The following is a 17,176-nucleotide window of genomic DNA, read 5'->3' as shown; positions in this document are numbered from 1 at the left end:
CCAGTCAAAGGTTATAGTAAAAAAATGGATGTTCACTATCTCTATATTTGAGTGTCTTTCATTTACTTCAAAAACGGAAGGAATAGAAAATTCAATTAAAATTTATGCTGCATATTTATTAATAAATGTTTTTCTTAAATTTTAGTGATTAGCCTACAATGCTTTAACATAGGAACAATTGTAAAATCCAATCATACTACCAGAAATAGATAAAGAGAAGGAAAAATCCATATACAATATCTCATTTTACCAAATTTTTAAAGGAAATTCCTGTATTATTGTCGAAATTACATACTAAAGGAGATAATAGCTAAAATTATCTCTAATCAACAAATAGAGCCAATGATTCCATTCTCTTATTTAATTCTTAAGTTTTGAAACAACATAGATGGGGTGATTCTTTGAAAAATATAATTAGATTTTTACTAGCTCTTTCAACTATATTTTTTATTATTAATTTCTTACCTATTGAAGCAAATGCATCTAGTTTCCGTGAAGTCAAAACTATCAACCTTAAAGATGGTGTAGCCTTAAAAAAAGCAGCGTCCACTGATGCTGATACCGTTACCCATATTCCTTATAAAGCATTTGTCGTACAATATAATACTCCTGATTCTGATTGGGCACATGTACAATATGGGGATCAAAAGGGATTTGTTGAGAAAACAGCATTATCGGCGCCACCGTATACTATTAAAATTGCAAGTTCTAAGGGGGGCGTAGTCGTTAAAGACTCTCCAAACGTAAAATCCCCTACCCAAACGTACTTACAATATAAAATGGTGGTGAAAGATTTCGGCTCTGTTGGGGGAAATTGGTCATTTGTGCAGTATGGCAATATTATTGGTTATGTTAATTCTAAATTCATAGGTGACGTGAAACCATATCCAAAAGTGTATATCTATAATGGAGCTAATAGTTTATACAATATCGCAAGCTTTAGTGGTGAAAAAACACCTTTTTTAGCGAAACGTGGGGATGTTGTTCAAGTTTATTCTGAAATTGCAGGTTTCTCCTATGTGTAGTTTGGCAACCAACAAGGATATATTTATAGTAGTGAATTAGTCGACAAAACAGTGTGGGCAAATCAACAAAAGCTAACTTCCTTTCAATCTTTAGTACCTAAAAAGCATTCGACTGCTACAATGCAAATAAATGGGAAAACATATAAACAACTGCAATTGAGAAACACAGGAAATACGTATTCTTATTATGAAAAAAATAATAATAAGCCTATATTATCAATCACTTACAATGCAAATGAGCTGGCAATCGAGGGAATAAACTTGCTGTTAGATTTAAAACTTCCCGCGCCTCTTGAGCAAATTAATGATACTAAAACATTAATTGTTCCAAACACTTCTCGAGATGCCTATTTACAGCTCCTTACTACAAAGGATTCATTAAAAACACCTCTGGGAATGTTGAACAATGTTACAACATTGTACATTTCATATAGTTTTGTGGAGGATGCTATGTCTACTGATATATATAAGCTTTATTTTTCAAAGAATTACGGTTTAGTCAAAATTACTGGTGGGGTTGATTTGGGGCCATCTACACATAACAATATTGTATTCGAGCTACAAACACTCAAGTGAGAATGACCTATACTGGGGAAGTTCGATTACAACTGGAAGGCCTGAACTCGGAATTGTACGAGTCTCAGGCCTTTTGACTTTACTATAACTTATTACACTTAATGCGAATCTTGAATAATTCCTTCCTTGATTTCTTGTGCTATATATTTTTCTGTTTCTGTCTTTGGGACATCTGATGAGATAGCTTCAGTCAACAAGTTGGTTTGTGCTACTATGCTTCATTTCATTCGCTTTCGGCACACAACATAGTTATTTAACCACTCCTCCATCGCCTTGAACCTAGTTCTCACCACAACTACATAATCAGTGTTTTCATGCACTGATTATTTTATATTTTAATTAAAATTTTCCCTTGATGCTGACGACTTTCCATTAATTCATGGGCTTTCTGCATGTCCTCTAAAGCAAAAACATTGGCAATTGGTACTTGGAAGCTTTCATCTTTTAATAAAGTAAACATCTCTTGTGCAACTTGTTGAAGCATTTCTGGCTTAAGAGCTCGGGTCGTTCCTAAGCTAAAGCCTTTCACATTACGGCAGCTACTATGTAAATCAGATGTTTTTATATTTCCTGCCTTGCCACCACTATTTCCAAATTGCACTAACGTACCATAAGGAGCTAAACAGTTAAAGCTCTCTTCCGTAATATTTCCAGCAATTGAGTCAAAAATAATGTTAACACCATGACCATCCGTATGTTCATTAACTTGAGCACTAAAATTCTCATAAGTTAGTACATGCTGTGCACCTAGTTCATAGGCAATTGACGCTTTCTTCATATCACTAACCGTGCCAATAATTTTTTTGGCACCTAGCTTTTTCGCCATTTGAATAAGCATTGTCCCTACTCCACCGGATGCAGCATGAATTAATACACAATCGTCTTTACTAATTGGAGCGATTTGATGTGTCAAAAGATAGGATAGAAATGAAACCGTTGGCACAGCAGCTACCTTTTCCAAAGGGACATCGTTCGGAATTTTAAAAACGAGCTGCTCTTTCGCCACCACATATTCTGCATAGGCCCCATTTTTCGGGAATGCAATTACTTGATCCCCCTTTTTAAAATCACTATTCTCATCAAAAACTTCTTCAACTACACCCGCTACATCTAAACCAAGTATCATCGGAAAATTCGCTTTTGCTTTATTTCCTGTTCTGTTTTTTATATCAGCAAAATTCACACTCGTATATGACGTCCGTATTAATACTTCCCCTGCCGAAATCGTAGGCTTTGAACATTCCACATACGTTAAAACATCAGAAGTGCCAAACTCATTGATAATAACTGCCTTCATAAATTTCTCCCTCCTTGTTATAGTTAGATTATAAAATAGAACAATTTTCACAAAAAGAGACACTAGGAGAGATTAAATGTCCACCTTTCTATCAAAAAATAAAACACTATTTTATTTACTTTCACTCTATTGCCAACAGAAAGGCAACACTTTTCCTCAGCAACAATTAGCTTCTATATTAAAAATAAGTTCTAAACAACTGAATCGTTATCTTAAATTATTTCAGCAACACAATTGGATAACTTATAAAGCTGGGAATGGACGCGGACACTTATCCAAAATCCAATGGCATGAAGATATTGAACAAATTATTGTAGATACGATTAGGCCTCATCTCTCAACAATAACAATGATGGATTGGGAAGAATTGCTTACATTTCCTAATTTAACAGACTCTTTAGCAGTAAACTTTAAGCATCTATATCATCAAAATATAAAAAATAATATTTTATATAATGAGCGTTTGATTGCACCAATCTATCATCCCATTTATAATTTACAACCTAATCAGGTAAATGATATATATAGTGCAGCACTTCTTTCCAATATAACAAATCGTTTAGTCGAGACAGATACTAATGGTAATATTATTCCTTCTCTTGCTCACCACTGGAAAATTAATGACATGAATTTACGTCTTTATTTACGAAAAAATGTTGTATTCCACAATGGTGATTTACTAACCGCACACGATGTAGCTTGGTGTTTACGTCAATTACTACATCTTCCTTTATGGAAACCTATTCGAGAAATAATCATCGTGGATATGTGGACAATTGATTTTATTCTTTCGGAATCCTGCACGTACGTACTACACTTACTAACAGATATAAAAACAAGTATCTATAAAGTTGTAGATAATGTAGTTTTCGGAACAGGTCCTTTTGCAATATCTAAGCATACACCCAATCAAATTGTTTTAGAAGCTTATGATAATTATTTTGGCATGAGAGCTTTATTACACACAGTAGAATTAAACATACTTCCAAAATCATCTAATTCGTTTTATCAAACTAATTTTTCAAATGAAATCACCCCCAAAAAAATTAATATCCAAAATGGGGTTTGCGCCATTATTTTAAATAAAAATGTGGAAGCTTGTTCAACTAAAGTACAAAGGCAAGGAATTAAAAACGTAATACATAAGCATTTATATAAACCTTTGCAAGATGATTCTTCATTACAAAATCATTTAAGTAGTTTTAGTAATGCTATCTCACAATTAAGTAAAAAAAAGGTTTTAAAAATTGGCGTGCCTAGAGGGAAAGTCAATCTAAACCAATATTTATTTTCAGCTTTAACGAAATATGGTTATCAACCTCAACTAGAAGCATTAACACTATCTCAATATATTAAAGATTCTCTTCAACCTCTGAAGTACGATGCTCTTGTTTATACAAATGTAGTAACTGTAAATACCGCTTTCCATAAATTACATGACATGTTCAGCCCAGTTTCTCCAATTTATAAAATTTGCAAAGAAGATACATATTTTATAAATATCTTTGAAAAATTTAAAATTGCAACTATAGCAGAATGGCCGTTACTTTTCGATTCATTAAACCACTATTTAATTGAAGAAGCTATTTTGATACCATTATTTACATATCTCGATGATATACCGTTTGCCCACGATATTTTAGAATTAAACTTCAACCACCTAGGGTACATCGATCTTTCAACAATCTGGTATGACAAGGAGGAACTATGATGAAAATGAAAATGAAACCGAGGAAAGAGCAACACAATGGCGTTGCATACAATCACTTTGATAGCACTAGCGATAAAGTGTGCTTTATGTTCTCTGGCACAGGCTATACGTATGAAAAACCACTTCTTTATTATTCCACTGCACTGATGCTAGAACTTGGCTATGATGTAGTACAAGTATGCTATACATTCGATCCGCAGCAATTCGAACAGGCGCCAGAAGCTATTTCAGAGACGGTTTATGATGCAGTAAATCCTATTGTAGAATATATTTTTAGCACCAAATCTTATACGGAAGCTGTATACTTAGGAAAATCACTTGGAACATTGCCTATCGTAGATTTTTATATGCAACAGTCTTCACTTGTTCCTTCTCGTTATGTACTTTTAACTCCCTTATTGTCTCTTGAACATATTATGCAAAACTTACTAGAGAAGCATGCATTTCTAGCAATCGGTACAGCTGATCCTCATTATTCGAAAGAAAGTTTAGAACAACTTTCTTCACATGAGGTTGCTATTGTAGAAAATGCTGACCATTCTCTTGAAATAGCTACTAATACAGTAGAATCAATCATCATTTGCCAGTCACTATTAACAACGCTTAAAGCTTATCTTCAATAATGTCGGAACCTTTTCGTAAAATATCGGTATCATTTCTGAATTTATTGGAACGTTTTCAAGATTTATCGGAACAATTTCATAGTTTATCGGAATGTTTCTCACTTTTATCGGAACAATAAAAAAAACGGCTTGAGCCCATTAAAATAAGGCTCAAGCCACTTAACCCCCATTTGAGTATTCAGGGTTCCTCTTATGAACAATCTGTGTTCCTGCTATATCACCAGTAACATTGACAACGGTGTTACCCATATCTACAATTGGAGAAACAGCCGCAATGATTGGTATTATCGTAAGCGGAAGACCCATTGTAGAAAGTAATAGTGATGCCGTAACAACATCCGCTCCTTTCACTCCTGCGCAACCCATTGCAAGAACAACCCCTAAAAAAGCAATTTGTAAAATCATACTGAACGTTATAGGGAGACCGTATAGATTTGCTGCGAACACGGATAGGACACCCAATGTTGATGCTAATCCATTCATATTAAGTGTTGCGCCAAGTGGAAGCGTAAAACCATATATATTTTCTGGTATTTTAAGCCCGTCTCTTGAAACGTCCATCGCTGCGGGAAGTGTTGCACTACTTGATGTTGTACTGCAAGCTACTAGCATAGCCGGACTTACTTGCTTGTAAAAGAATAATGGACTGGTTTTCCCTAATACTTTTAACATAATCGGATAGACAACTAAAAGAATAATGGAAAAACCGATAAAAGCTGATAATACGTATCGACCCACTTCGATGACTACCCCCAACCCAAGTGTTCCGATAACGTTTGCGATTAATGCCATAATTCCATAAGGGGCAAAATTAATAACAATTTCAGCAATTTTAATCATCAAATTTGCGCCTTCATGAGCTAATTCCTTCATTCTCTTCACCTTGTCTCCAAGAAGAACCATTGCAATTCCGACAAAAATACCAAAGATTATAATTTGAAGCATATTTGTCTCTGACATTGCTTGAACAACGTTTGACGGAAACCATTGAACAATATTATCAAGAAAACTAAATTCCTCTCGCTCGATAGTTTCTGTTTTACCAAGAAGTCCTATCTCTCCTTTACCAGGCCTAATCAACAGGGCAGTAATAACACCAATAAGTGTCGATAATAAAGTGGTAACTATATAAATAAGCATTATTTTACCACCAATAGAGCGTAACATTTTAATATCTTCAAGCTTCGTAATACCCGATACAATACTGAAAAAGGCCAGTGGAACGATGAGCATTTGTAACAAACGAATAAAAACGTCCCCGATAGGTTTTAAAATGGCAACTTTAGGTCCGAAGATCAAACCTAACACAACCCCAACTACTACGCCGATGAAAATCTTTACATATAGCTTTTGCTTCCTCCACCATTTCATGCAAACACCTCCTTATTCTCCAATCACTAAAATCTAAATATTCAGTTAATAATATTCGCAATATTTAACTATCGATTATCTGTATTATCTTCATCATTTTTAAGTGGCACTTAAATTTTTGTGTAAAAAACGATCCATTAGCAAAATACAGGATAACAATTTTGTTAAAGCGTATGCCATTTCCGTTCCGACTGAGCGTCACCAGGAAGCTTTGCTCTGTGCGAAAGCAAAGCCGCAGCTACAAATGTTTTATCTGTAGCGAAAGCAAAGCGGCAGCTACAAAGCGCCCAGTCGAATGGAAATCAACCCCACGTTATAAAGATGAGCCAAAAATGTACTCAATTGAAATATTTCAAAATCTTGATAGTTCCAATTTAAATGATACTTAACTATAACTTAAAGGTTAATGCTAGTTCCCATTTTATTTTTAACAGCTTTTTCGTAAAAATATTTTGCAACGACAATATCTACAATGGCTAATCCTACAGATTTAAATAAAGTAATTTCTTCTGAGCTTTCTCTACCTTTTAATTTTCCATCTACAATTTGTCCGAGCTCTCCAAAGATATCATCTAAATCAAAGACTCCTTCATTTATTGGAATTATTATGTCACCCGTCTCTTCTAAGGCTGCTTCTTTGGATTCAACTACTACCTTGTGAGCTGAAGAAAGAGCATGAGATGGCAATTCTTGCATCGTAGGTCTGAATGAACCAACCGCATTTACATGAGCACCAGGCTTTAGCGATTCAGAAAAAACTGGTGTTGAAGAATTGGTTGTCGTAACAATAATGTCAGCTTTACGTACCGCTTCATTCGGATCTGAATAGACTTGTACATGTTTATCAAATTTGTTTCTAATGTACTCAGCAAATTCATGTGCTTTTTGTTCTGTTCTATTATAAAGAAGAATTTCTTCAATATCTCGTACAGCTACTATAGCTTCAACTAGACCATTTGCTTGTTCCCCCGTGCCTATGATGCATAACTTTTTTGAATCTTCTCGGGATAAATACTTCGTTGCAACACCTGACAAAGCACCGGTTCTAATCATCGTTAAATAAGAACCTTCTAGAAGAGCAATTGGTTCCCCAGTTTTAAAGTCTGATAGCATTACCACTCCAGTTATCGTTTTCTTACCTAACTCTTTATTATTGGGTGCTACTGTTACTACCTTTAATCCAACACTACTAAGTTCTTCAGCTACAGAAGGCATAATCAATGCTGTATTTTGGTCATTATTAAAAGGCAGAGCAGCGCGGATAGGTGTAATAGTTCTATTTGCTGAAAATTCCTTTAAGGCAACAGCCACGCATTCAATAATTTCATTCATATCTACTAAACTTTTTTGTTCATCCGAACTTATAACTAACATAATTCTCCACCTTTTTTCTAACTGTATTTCTTCTTTTATTTAAATTTTAGAATACTAATTTGGATACATTTACTTCAATAAAAACCCTCTATTAAGGGGATCATCTGGACTAATCACAAATTGATGGAAACCTGTGATAAAGGCATTCCCACTAACTTTTGGAATAACAGCTTTAAATTCATCCACTGTCGTCAATGAAAGTACTTCACCAACAAATTGTCCATCTGTTATACTTTCATGAATAAATCTTCCATCTTCCTTTAGTACGCCACGTTCGTATAAAGTAGCTGCTCTTGCAGCAGTACCCGAACCACATGGGGATCGATCAACCTGTTTATCAGCAAAGATTGTGACATTTCGTAAATCAGCATTGCTGTCTTTTGGATTATCAGAGAAAATCACACCGTAAATCCCTGTTATATCTTCATATGGATGTTTTACTTCGATTTGACTTTCGATGTAATGTTTAATTTTGTCACCCGATACTTGCAAATCCCATAAATCCTTGTTGTTCACTTGTAGGCCAACTTTCTCACTATCAACCACGGCATAAAAAGCACCGCCGTATGAAATATCTACATCAAATTCGTGACCATCAATTTTAATCGGGAAATCTTTTCTATAGACAAAAGAAGGAACATTTTCAAAGGAAACCGATTCTACTTTAGTTCCACTACACTTTGCATACGCCGTTACAGGCCCACACGGACAATCAATGATAAGTTTATCGTTTTCATCTTTTACCTCAATCATGCCTGTTTCAATAGCCATCGTCACTACCGCAATAACGCCATGACCACACATTGTACTCCAGCCCTCATTGTGCATGAACAAGACACCTATGTCTGCACCTTGGGTCGCTGGTGGAGTAATAATGCAACCATACATGCCATCATGACCTCTAGGCTCATACATTAGTACTTCTCGAATATGATCCAAATGTTCCATACAATAGGCACGTCTTTCTAGCTGCGTTTCTCCTTTAATTTCAGGTAATCCCCCAGTAATAATCCGCAACGGTTCGCCTGACACATGAAGATCAATAGTAGTAAACATTTTTTTGAATTCCATAATTCTTCCCTCCAATTTAATTTGAAAATTAATAATCGCAGAAGCTTCGATAAACACAATATTTAATAACAGCTTTAATTTTCTGCTTTAATTCCTCGAAATTTCAATACGACTTAAATTTTAGAACAAAAAAATATACGTATTTATTGGCTCTTCACCAAAATATGCACTTACCTGCACATTACGCTACGGGCATGGCCTAAACCTCCCTTCGCTTCATGTACTATTATACGAACCTACTTTTTAATTAATAACAGATTTTAGTTGTAAGTTCAAAATTTAAATGACACTTAAATTTTTGTTTAAAAAATATGACCACTGCATCTCATTCCTAGTAAAATTTCAATTGAATTTGAGCAATGTCAGGCGTTTACATTTATTATACACACCATTTTAGAAAATTCAATGTTTTTTGAATTTTTCAATCTCTGAGTTAGTCTGAATCTTAGCCTTTTCAATACCTCATAGATTTCAACCTTTATTTTTATAGTTCTACTCACACTTATAATGCATTCCAAAATTACAAACTGCAAAACCCAAAGTCTTCCATAACTTTACAAGAAGTTAAGTATTATATATACTTTATCACAATACGACTATATTTGAGGTAGATAAAATGGATCGAGATATAGGAATTTTAATAAAAAGACTTCGTAAGTCAAAAAAAATGACGTTGAAGGAAGTCTCTGAAAAAACAGATTTATCTATAAGCTTTTTATCTCAAGTGGAACGATCTCTTTGTTCCGTTACACTACACTCCTTGCGCAAAATATCTGAAGCTCTTGGTGTTAGTCCAAGTTATTTCTTTCCTGATTCAATACAAATGGACAAAGATATGATTAGACGTGGCGCTTCTAAACAATCGGAACATAAATCATCGTTTATCTATTCGGACCTTTCTGGAAATGTTTCAAACCCCATATTTGTTCCAATTTCAGTAACCTTATTGCCTGGGGACAAACGAGAAACGCCTTTTTCTCATGAAGGACAGGAATTTATTTATGTCACCGATGGAATCTTGACTATCATTCTTGATAATACAGAATATGATCTTTTTCCTGGGGATAGTATTCATATGAATTCAACCATACCCCACAACTGGTTTAATAAAACAGATAAACCTACAAATTTCATATTCGTTTCTTCAACTTCCATCAAAGTCTAAAATAATGCCATAAATCCTCTAACTGACGCATAGCTTCGTATCCGTGTAAATATATGCCCATTTTGGATAAATTTATTATTTTGACAAAACTTAGGTTCATCACCAAAACGTGTGGTTGATTTCCGTTCCGACTAGGCGCTTTCCAGGGGGCGTCCGATGAGCCGCTTCACTCGCGTTGCTCGCTCCAGGGTCTCATCTGTGACGCTAATCCCCTAGGAGTCGCCCAGCCTCCACTCCAATCAACCTCTATATGACATACGTTTTAACAAATGTCATCCACAACTTTTGGTGATGAGGCAAAACTTAATAGATGGCAAGAGTAAATTATTACCTCCTTTAATTAAACAAGCTAGTAGCCTTTTATATTGAAATGAAGGTCTACTGGCTTTTATGTCTTCTTTTTCTAGATTTATCGGAATTTTTATAAAAGTAATACTTTACTAAAAATACAAACATATGCTACACTATCGAAAATACATTGAAGAGAAGAGTAAATAAGGCTGTTCTTCCCAGAGAGCTCGGGTTGCTGAAAACGAGTAAGAACGAATTATTGAAACAAGCCTCGGAGTAGCGCATTGGATTTCTGTTTGAATGATGGTGCGACGGGAACTCCCGTTACAGAGAAACAGTATAAGCATAAGTCTCTATGCCGTATTGAAAAGGCTATTATGGTAACATAATAGTGAACTAGGGTGGCACCACGTGAGTATAAATTCCACAATCTCGTCCCTAAGACAAATCGTCTTGGGGGTGGGATTTTTTTGTTTAGTTACTTGTCATAACTACTAGGAGGAATTTATATGGGCGTGAATAAATTAAAAGAAACGTGGCGTTATCCGGTTATATTATTGTTTAGTATTGGTGTTTCCAGCGTCGGAAGCTGGATATATTTTATAGCTTTAAATCTAATTGTTTTAAACCTTACAGGATACGCTATCGCTGTGTCTGGCTTATATATCGTTAGGGCTTTATCCACACTTTTCGCCAGTTTGTGGTCAGGTAGTTTGATAGATCGTTTAAATAAAAAATACCTCATGATTGTTCTCAACCTTTTCGAATCTTTACTAATTGTCACACTACCTTTCTTCTCTACTTTGACTTGGATATATTTCATGGTCTTTGTTATAACAATAGCTAGCTCTATGTATCGTCCGACTTCCATGACCTACATTACGAAATTGATACCCGTTGAACAAAGAAAACGTTTTAACTCGCTTCGCAGCTTACTTGATTCCGGAGCATTCGTAACTGGTCCAGCTATTGCAGGACTGCTATTTACGATTGGATCGCCTAATATGGCAATTTACTTGAATGCCATTGCTTTATTTTTATCAGCCTGTATTACATTTGGAATGCCAAATATTGAGGCTAATCAACAACTGGCAAGTAAGGCCGGTGCGAAATTTTCCTACAAGGTTTTATTCAATGATTGGAAGCTTGTTATAAGATTTAGCCTTAAAAATCCTTATATTATGATGGTCTATTTTTTATTTAGTGCGATGATTGTCATGATGACAGCAACGGATTCTTTAGAGGCTGCTTTTGCTACTCAAGTACTATCATTATCCGAAGGTGAATACGGTGTTTTGGTGGGCATAGCAGGTGCTGGAGTATTAGTTGGTTCTTTAACGAATACAGCCATCGTTGAAAAAACACCAACTGCTTGGCTTATAGGTTTTGGGTCATTAATAACAGCATTAGGCTATTTAATTTTCACATTCTCTTATACATTTCTTATCGCTTCTTTAGGATGCTTTATTTTGTCCTTTGCGATGGCCTTTGCCAATACGGGCTTCAATACATTTTATCAAAACAATATTCCTGTCGAAAACATGGGTAGAATAGGAAGCATTTACGGTTTTGTGGAAGCATTTTTCATTATTATCATCACTGCCATCTTTGGCGTTGCAGCTGAAATTATATCTATTCGATATGTTGTTGTATCTGCAGCCATTATCATGTTTGTGGTAGCAACTGTACTGCTTATTATTAATGTTCAACCTTCGAAAGCTAGATTTTATAGTAATATTTCTAGACTCAACGACTAGAAGCAATTTTATTTTGTAGTTACTGTCGCACAGATAACTCAATGCCAGAGTCTACGTCTAAACAGGCAAACAAAAATAGGTCTTTTCTCAAAGATGGAAAGACCTATTTACGTAAGCCCTGATTCATGACATTCTATCCGTTGCTTCTTTGCCTCTTTTATCTGTCGCTTTGCTTTTTCTTTCCGTCGCTTTGCTTTTTCTTTCCGTCACTTTGACTTTCCTATCCGTCGCTTTTGCTCTTCTTTCCGTCACTTTGACTTTTATCCGTCGCTCTTGCTCTTCTTTCCGTCACTTCGCCTTTCCTATCCGTCGATTCTGCTCTTCTTTCCGTCGCTTCGCCTTTTCTATCCGTCGCTTCTACTCTTCTATCCGTCACTTTGCCTTTTATCCGCCGCTCTTGCCCTTCTTTCCGTCACTTCGCCTTCCCTATCCGTCGCTTCTGCTCTTCTTTCCATCACTTCGCCTTTCCTATCCGTCGCTCTTCCTCTTCTTTCCGTCACTTTGCCTTTTATCCGTCGCTCTTGCTCTTCTATCCATCACTTTGCCCTTCCTATCCGTCACTCTTGCTCTTCTATCCATAAAAAAAAGGCATGAATTCAATATAACAATTGATTCATGCCCTAAAAAAATATTAATACGCTAAGCCGAATAGCGCTTTGATATGTGTAAGATAGCGAATGTTAGATGCTTCTTTCATAAGTGTTGCAGGAAGACCTTTAAGTTCTGTGTTGCTAGCACCAATTGTAGCAACAGCGTCTTTGCGGCCTAAGCTTGCAAGTGTACCAGAGTTAATCGCTGAGAATGACTTCATCTCTTGGTTTTTGTATTGTGCGAATAGGTTGTAACCAGCGCACTCACCCATTTGCCATGCAACTTGAGCAGTTGGTGCGTATAGTGGACGACCACCATCAGCTGGTAATGCAACAGATGCGTCACCAATTACGAATACATCATTGTGAGATGTAGATTGTAAGAACTCGTTAATCGTTGCTTTACCGCGGTCAGCAGCAAGGCCAGACTCGCCTACGAGTGGAAGTGGAGCTACCCCACCTGTCCAAACAAGTGTGTTGGCAACGATTGGTTCGCGATCTTTAAGAGAGATGACATTACCATCAACGCCTGTAACAGGAGTACTTGTAATGAATTCAACGCCACGTTTAGCTAAGCTTTCAGTAGCACGTTGGATAAGTGTATCTGGAAGTACTGGTAAGATTTTCGGACCAGCTTCAACAAGTTTGATTTTAAGATCAGCAAAGTTAACACCATGTTTCGCTGCGATTTTCGGGAAGTTGTCCACGATTTCACCAACAAGCTCAACACCTGTTAAACCGCCACCACCGATAACGATTGTCGCATCTGCTTCGTCTTTTGTTTGTGCATATGCTTTAATACGGTCTTCGATGTGTCTGTTAATTTTGTTTGCATCGTTCACTGATTTAAGTACCATAGAGTTTTCTTCTAATCCAGGGATACCGAAGAATCCAGTTTGGCTACCTAAAGAAACTACTAATGTATCGTAATCTAAAGTATAACCAGTGTCTAGGTCAACTTTTTTAGTGTCTACATTAAATTTCGTTACTTTAGCAATTTGTAAATCGATATCTAAACCTTTAAAGATTTTTTTAAGTGGTAAAGCAACAGCACCTTCAGCAATAGTACCACCAGCTAAACGGTGAAGCTCAGTGATGATTTGGTGTGTTGGGAATTGGTTTACTACAGTAATTTTAGCTTCATCAGCTGATAAATACTTACGTGCAGTTAATGCAGTTAAAACGCCAGCGTAACCAGCACCTAAGATGACGATTTCTTTTGACATGATTAATTAATCCTCCGTCCTTACGAATTGAATATATCTCGAGTCGAGTCTTATTTAGATTTACGTTCAGCGCTTACTTGTAAGAAAGCATTAACAAAACGGAAAACACCTTGTACTTGTGGGTCTTTTAACATTTTCATAAGACCGAATAAACCAATTACTTCTTGGCTTTCAGAAGCACGATCTTTCGCTTCAATTGCAGTAGCTGCAAGTTTTTTTGCTGAGCCTACTACTGGGCCTGCCATTTCTGTTACAGCACCAACAGTATCATTTTTCAGCACTTCGTCAGTTGCAACAGCTTGAGCAAACTCATACGATTTTGTTAATAACGTCATCATTTCAGTTAACTTTGGTAATTGCTCAACTAAAGTTGTAAGTGATTCCTGAACCTCAGGCTTTAATAATTGATCTAGCACATCCAGTTGTTCTTGACTCACAGTTAATTGTTCAGACTGTGTTTGGTTATTCGTTTCTGACATTTTGAACTCTCCTTTGCCATCACTATTACTATTTTAATTTTATATTGCTTCCATGTGAAAAAGACCATTAAGGCACTTCTTAACAGTCGTTACAGCGCGTATATCTTACAAATCACCAGTCTCAAGAGCTGGATAACAATTCGTATGATTTGTTATTATAATGTTAACTTTACTTTGCAAAAAGTGCATCATAATTCCATCCTATCTTGTCTTGGTGACTTTACAAACTCCATTATAAGACTGTTTGCATATTATTTCAATGAGCTAAATCACAATTTCGACAATCTTTTCAAAATTCATTGATTTTGTCAACTATATATTGTATTTAGGTTTGCTTTTTGTCCACACTGGCTTATCACCATAACGTATGGTTGATTTCAGTTCCGATTAGTGGGGACGTCCGATGAGCCACTTCACTTCGCTCCAGGGTCTCATCTGTGACGCTGATCTCCAAGGAATCGCCCAGCCGAAACGAAGATCAACTTATATACAGGGCTGATTTTTAATAATAATCGCTCTCTTGCTTCGTTCTGTATTTAATCTTCCCCACCATCGTTCGTGTAATACTTACTATGTTTATATATATAATGAAGGAATTTATTTCTCAACAGATTGCCAGAAGAAATCTACAATTTCTTTCGCAGCCATAGATTCTGTTTGAAATAACTTATTCCCTTCTCTATCTTTAAAATAACCTACGGACGTCAATGCCAAAAACGTATGCGCAAAAAAGGTAGCATTTCCTTCACGAATCGTGCCTCTCTCCATCTCCAACTGCATCGCCTGTTCAATCGTTTTATACATTTTACATTCTAATGCATACACTTCTTTTAATTGAGATTCTGATAAATTAATCGTCGCCTCTCTCATAAAATTTTTCATATCAATGCCCACAGTCGCTAATAAATGATTTTCAACTAACTGCTCTAAGCGTTCTCGAAATGGTCTTGGCTGCTCTAAAATTTCCAAAATGTACAGTCTGATTCTATCTATCATTGCCATTAAAACTGATGTATATAAATCTCCTTTAGTCGGGTAATAGTAATAAATAGTGGCCTTTGTCACATTACAAGCTATCGCTACATCATCCATCGAAATATTATTGTAGCCTTCTTTTATAAAAAGCCTTGTTGCCGTCTCAAGGACAATCTCTTTTCTTGGTCTCGCATTTTCATCATAGCGAGGTCTTCCAAGAACACGCGGTGATTGTTTCAAACAGGTTTGCCCCCTTTTCAATTTCGCCTTGGCGCAATTGTTGCTGCCGCTTCGCTTTCGCACAGTAAACATTTGTTGCTGCCGCTTCGCTTTCGCACAGTAAACATTTGTTGCTGCCGCTTCGCTTTCACTCAGATAAACAATGCGTCCGGATTTTGAACTGTGCTCAGGTCTGCGCGAGGCCAATATGATGTTGGTCATTCAGGCGGTTTCACAGGATGTGAAGTTCTTAGCCTGAGTTCCTCTATTTCAGTAGGTGTTTGGATATCCACTGAATAAAAAAAAGCACTCTTTTAAGACAGAGTATAACATATTGATTTTTCTCAATTAATTAACCTTTTGGTATATAATTGATGTGCTTCTTGATATGTTCATTGCTAGTGCCAGCTGTTATAACTGTTTTAGGTAAATATGCTGGTAACGAACATTGCTATAATTTTCCGATAATTATATACTAAAACAAAATTGCATGATTTGTTGTGGATTTATATTCCAATTATTAACAAGGGATGTGGTATTCATGAACTATCAAAAATTGCAGCAACGCTTTCCATTATTAAGACCCTTTTCGGGCAATGAAACAGACGGCTATTTATTTAATTTTGACAATCGTCTTTTTGAGATTCCAAAACATACTATTACGCAAAGTGAGCTAGAGCTATTGCGTATTTTTTCTGGACCACTTACATTTCCAAATGATTATGATACGGCTTGGTTTGATTATTTTACGGATGAAACAAATGAGGCGCCAACACCAATTCATAAACATCGCATATTATTTCTTCATTTTGACAAAGCATTTACTACACCTAATTTACTTCGGACGGCCTTTGAAGCATTACTTGGCAAAGATATTATACTCATATCACTAAATCCTCATTTATTTGCAATTATCGAATGTATCGAAAACGATGAATTACTGAATTTTTCTCACTATCTTGATCTTTTACTTGAAGATTTAAAAACCAACTTTAAGATTTTTGTTTCTGATATTATGCCAGACATTACGATGACAAAAAAACGCTTTAACTGGCTTGTTGATTTACAGCAATCTCTTTGGTCTTGTACAACTAAGCATGTACTTACACAACAAGAGTTATTAGTGCCGTACTTATCACTACACCTTGGCTTACATGAGAAAAATATTTTTATATCTTCCATTTTAAAAGAAGCGACCTCACAGCCTGACTTAGTACATACTATAAAACAATTGATTAAATACGAAGGAAATATAACACTGGCTGCAAAAAAAATGTTTATGCACCGTAATACATTGCAAAATCGTCTGGAGAAATTTCAGCAACTTACTCAAAAAGATATTCGGCAATTTGAACATCGGCTCGAAGTATTCCTTGCTATCTCCTTTTTAGAGTCATTATAAGCCTCGCCGCACACTTTATAACAT

16 protein-coding genes and 1 other annotated feature are annotated in these 17,176 nt (G+C 35.9%); of the genes, 9 read left to right on the top strand and 7 right to left on the bottom strand.

Going from position 1 to position 17,176, the window contains the following annotated elements:
- The first annotated feature begins 401 nt into the window (after positions 1-401).
- Together QUF91_RS01990 and QUF91_RS01985 are read left to right on the top strand one after the other, a co-directional pair.
- Complete coding sequence (locus QUF91_RS01990; protein WP_289416666.1) at positions 402-1,025, top strand: SH3 domain-containing protein; 624 nt, start codon at positions 402-404, stop codon at positions 1,023-1,025.
- A 51-nt stretch (positions 1,026-1,076) separates the two neighbouring features.
- The gene (locus tag QUF91_RS01985; RefSeq protein ID WP_289416665.1) at positions 1,077-1,601 is read left to right on the top strand and encodes a hypothetical protein; all 525 of its coding nucleotides are present in this window, start codon (positions 1,077-1,079) and stop codon (positions 1,599-1,601) included.
- A gap of 328 nt (positions 1,602-1,929) precedes the next feature.
- On the opposite strand, the gene QUF91_RS01980 is transcribed toward QUF91_RS01985, so the two are convergent.
- Complete coding sequence (locus QUF91_RS01980) at positions 1,930-2,898, bottom strand: quinone oxidoreductase family protein (protein WP_289416664.1); 969 nt, start codon at positions 2,896-2,898, stop codon at positions 1,930-1,932.
- 76 nt (positions 2,899-2,974) lie between these two features.
- Here QUF91_RS01980 and QUF91_RS01975 point away from each other — a divergent pair, with 76 nt between their 5' ends.
- Entirely contained in the window at positions 2,975-4,609 is a 1,635-nt protein-coding gene (locus tag QUF91_RS01975; protein ID WP_285395707.1) for an ABC transporter substrate-binding protein, read from the top strand.
- Complete coding sequence (locus QUF91_RS01970) at positions 4,609-5,232, top strand: hypothetical protein (RefSeq protein WP_289416663.1); 624 nt, start codon at positions 4,609-4,611, stop codon at positions 5,230-5,232. The genes QUF91_RS01975 and QUF91_RS01970 overlap by 1 nt, the downstream gene beginning before the upstream one ends.
- A 159-nt stretch (positions 5,233-5,391) precedes the next feature.
- On the opposite strand, the gene QUF91_RS01965 is transcribed toward QUF91_RS01970, so the two are convergent.
- A complete protein-coding gene (locus QUF91_RS01965) occupies positions 5,392-6,603 on the bottom strand; it encodes a dicarboxylate/amino acid:cation symporter (RefSeq protein ID WP_285395705.1) in 1,212 nt (403 codons plus the stop codon).
- Positions 6,604-6,821: 218 nt separating this feature from the next.
- On the opposite strand from QUF91_RS01965, the gene QUF91_RS01960 reads away from it, so the two are divergent.
- Positions 6,822-6,992, top strand: a complete 171-nt coding sequence (locus QUF91_RS01960; RefSeq protein ID WP_289416662.1) for a hypothetical protein — start codon at positions 6,822-6,824, stop codon at positions 6,990-6,992.
- 7 nt (positions 6,993-6,999) lie between these two features.
- On the opposite strand, the gene QUF91_RS01955 is transcribed toward QUF91_RS01960, so the two are convergent.
- Together QUF91_RS01955 and QUF91_RS01950 are read right to left on the bottom strand one after the other, a co-directional pair.
- Positions 7,000-7,977 carry an ornithine cyclodeaminase family protein gene (locus QUF91_RS01955; RefSeq protein ID WP_289416661.1) on the bottom strand — a complete coding sequence of 326 codons (978 nt, stop codon included), beginning with the start codon at positions 7,975-7,977 and terminating at the stop codon, positions 7,000-7,002.
- A gap of 69 nt (positions 7,978-8,046) precedes the next feature.
- Positions 8,047-9,048 carry a proline racemase family protein gene (locus QUF91_RS01950; protein ID WP_289416660.1) on the bottom strand — a complete coding sequence of 334 codons (1,002 nt, stop codon included), beginning with the start codon at positions 9,046-9,048 and terminating at the stop codon, positions 8,047-8,049.
- 616 nt (positions 9,049-9,664) lie between these two features.
- Here QUF91_RS01950 and QUF91_RS01945 point away from each other — a divergent pair.
- The 3 genes from QUF91_RS01945 (at position 9,665) to QUF91_RS01935 (ending at position 12,904) form a co-directional block, all read left to right on the top strand.
- Positions 9,665-10,213: a helix-turn-helix domain-containing protein gene (locus QUF91_RS01945; protein WP_285395702.1), complete on the top strand. Its 549-nt coding sequence runs from the start codon at positions 9,665-9,667 to the stop codon at positions 10,211-10,213.
- Between the two features lie 469 nt (positions 10,214-10,682).
- Positions 10,683-10,947 (top strand) — a binding site (T-box leader).
- A gap of 66 nt (positions 10,948-11,013) precedes the next feature.
- A complete protein-coding gene (locus QUF91_RS01940) occupies positions 11,014-12,261 on the top strand; it encodes an MFS transporter (protein ID WP_289416659.1) in 1,248 nt (415 codons plus the stop codon).
- 148 nt (positions 12,262-12,409) lie between these two features.
- Complete coding sequence (locus QUF91_RS01935) at positions 12,410-12,904, top strand: hypothetical protein (protein WP_289416658.1); 495 nt, start codon at positions 12,410-12,412, stop codon at positions 12,902-12,904.
- On the opposite strand, the gene QUF91_RS01930 is transcribed toward QUF91_RS01935, so the two are convergent.
- From QUF91_RS01930 to QUF91_RS01920, 3 genes are all read right to left on the bottom strand, one after another.
- Entirely contained in the window at positions 12,893-14,077 is a 1,185-nt protein-coding gene (locus QUF91_RS01930) for an NAD(P)/FAD-dependent oxidoreductase (protein WP_285395699.1), read from the bottom strand. The genes QUF91_RS01935 and QUF91_RS01930 overlap by 12 nt on opposite strands.
- A gap of 50 nt (positions 14,078-14,127) precedes the next feature.
- Complete coding sequence (locus tag QUF91_RS01925; RefSeq protein ID WP_289416657.1) at positions 14,128-14,556, bottom strand: helical membrane plugin domain-containing protein; 429 nt, start codon at positions 14,554-14,556, stop codon at positions 14,128-14,130.
- A 597-nt stretch (positions 14,557-15,153) separates the two neighbouring features.
- Positions 15,154-15,972: a TetR/AcrR family transcriptional regulator gene (locus tag QUF91_RS01920; RefSeq protein ID WP_289416656.1), complete on the bottom strand. Its 819-nt coding sequence runs from the start codon at positions 15,970-15,972 to the stop codon at positions 15,154-15,156.
- A 319-nt stretch (positions 15,973-16,291) separates the two neighbouring features.
- Between QUF91_RS01920 and QUF91_RS01915 the strand changes: the two genes are divergently transcribed.
- A complete protein-coding gene (locus tag QUF91_RS01915) occupies positions 16,292-17,152 on the top strand; it encodes a PucR family transcriptional regulator (protein WP_289416655.1) in 861 nt (286 codons plus the stop codon).
- The last annotated feature ends 24 nt before the right edge of the window (positions 17,153-17,176 follow it).

The sequence above is a fragment of the Lysinibacillus sp. G4S2 genome (assembly GCF_030348505.1).
Taxonomy (GTDB): domain Bacteria; phylum Bacillota; class Bacilli; order Bacillales_A; family Planococcaceae; genus Lysinibacillus.
This window is presented reverse-complemented; position numbering and strand designations above follow the sequence as displayed.

Excerpts from the sequence above, each read along its gene's own strand:
- QUF91_RS01940 (WP_289416659.1), top strand. The coding sequence starts at position 11,014 with ATGGGCGTGAATAAATTAAAAGAAACGTGGCGTTATCCGGTTATATTA.
- QUF91_RS01950 (WP_289416660.1), bottom strand. The coding sequence starts at position 9,048 with ATGGAATTCAAAAAAATGTTTACTACTATTGATCTTCATGTGTCAGGC.
- QUF91_RS01970 (WP_289416663.1), top strand. The coding sequence starts at position 4,609 with ATGAAAATGAAAATGAAACCGAGGAAAGAGCAACACAATGGCGTTGCA.
- QUF91_RS01955 (WP_289416661.1), bottom strand. The coding sequence starts at position 7,977 with ATGTTAGTTATAAGTTCGGATGAACAAAAAAGTTTAGTAGATATGAAT.
- QUF91_RS01965 (WP_285395705.1), bottom strand. The coding sequence starts at position 6,603 with ATGAAATGGTGGAGGAAGCAAAAGCTATATGTAAAGATTTTCATCGGC.
- QUF91_RS01925 (WP_289416657.1), bottom strand. The coding sequence starts at position 14,556 with ATGTCAGAAACGAATAACCAAACACAGTCTGAACAATTAACTGTGAGT.
- QUF91_RS01975 (WP_285395707.1), top strand. The coding sequence starts at position 2,975 with ATGTCCACCTTTCTATCAAAAAATAAAACACTATTTTATTTACTTTCA.
- QUF91_RS01930 (WP_285395699.1), bottom strand. The coding sequence starts at position 14,077 with ATGTCAAAAGAAATCGTCATCTTAGGTGCTGGTTACGCTGGCGTTTTA.
- QUF91_RS01945 (WP_285395702.1), top strand. The coding sequence starts at position 9,665 with ATGGATCGAGATATAGGAATTTTAATAAAAAGACTTCGTAAGTCAAAA.
- QUF91_RS01920 (WP_289416656.1), bottom strand. The coding sequence starts at position 15,972 with ATGACCAACATCATATTGGCCTCGCGCAGACCTGAGCACAGTTCAAAA.
- QUF91_RS01980 (WP_289416664.1), bottom strand. The coding sequence starts at position 2,898 with ATGAAGGCAGTTATTATCAATGAGTTTGGCACTTCTGATGTTTTAACG.
- QUF91_RS01915 (WP_289416655.1), top strand. The coding sequence starts at position 16,292 with ATGAACTATCAAAAATTGCAGCAACGCTTTCCATTATTAAGACCCTTT.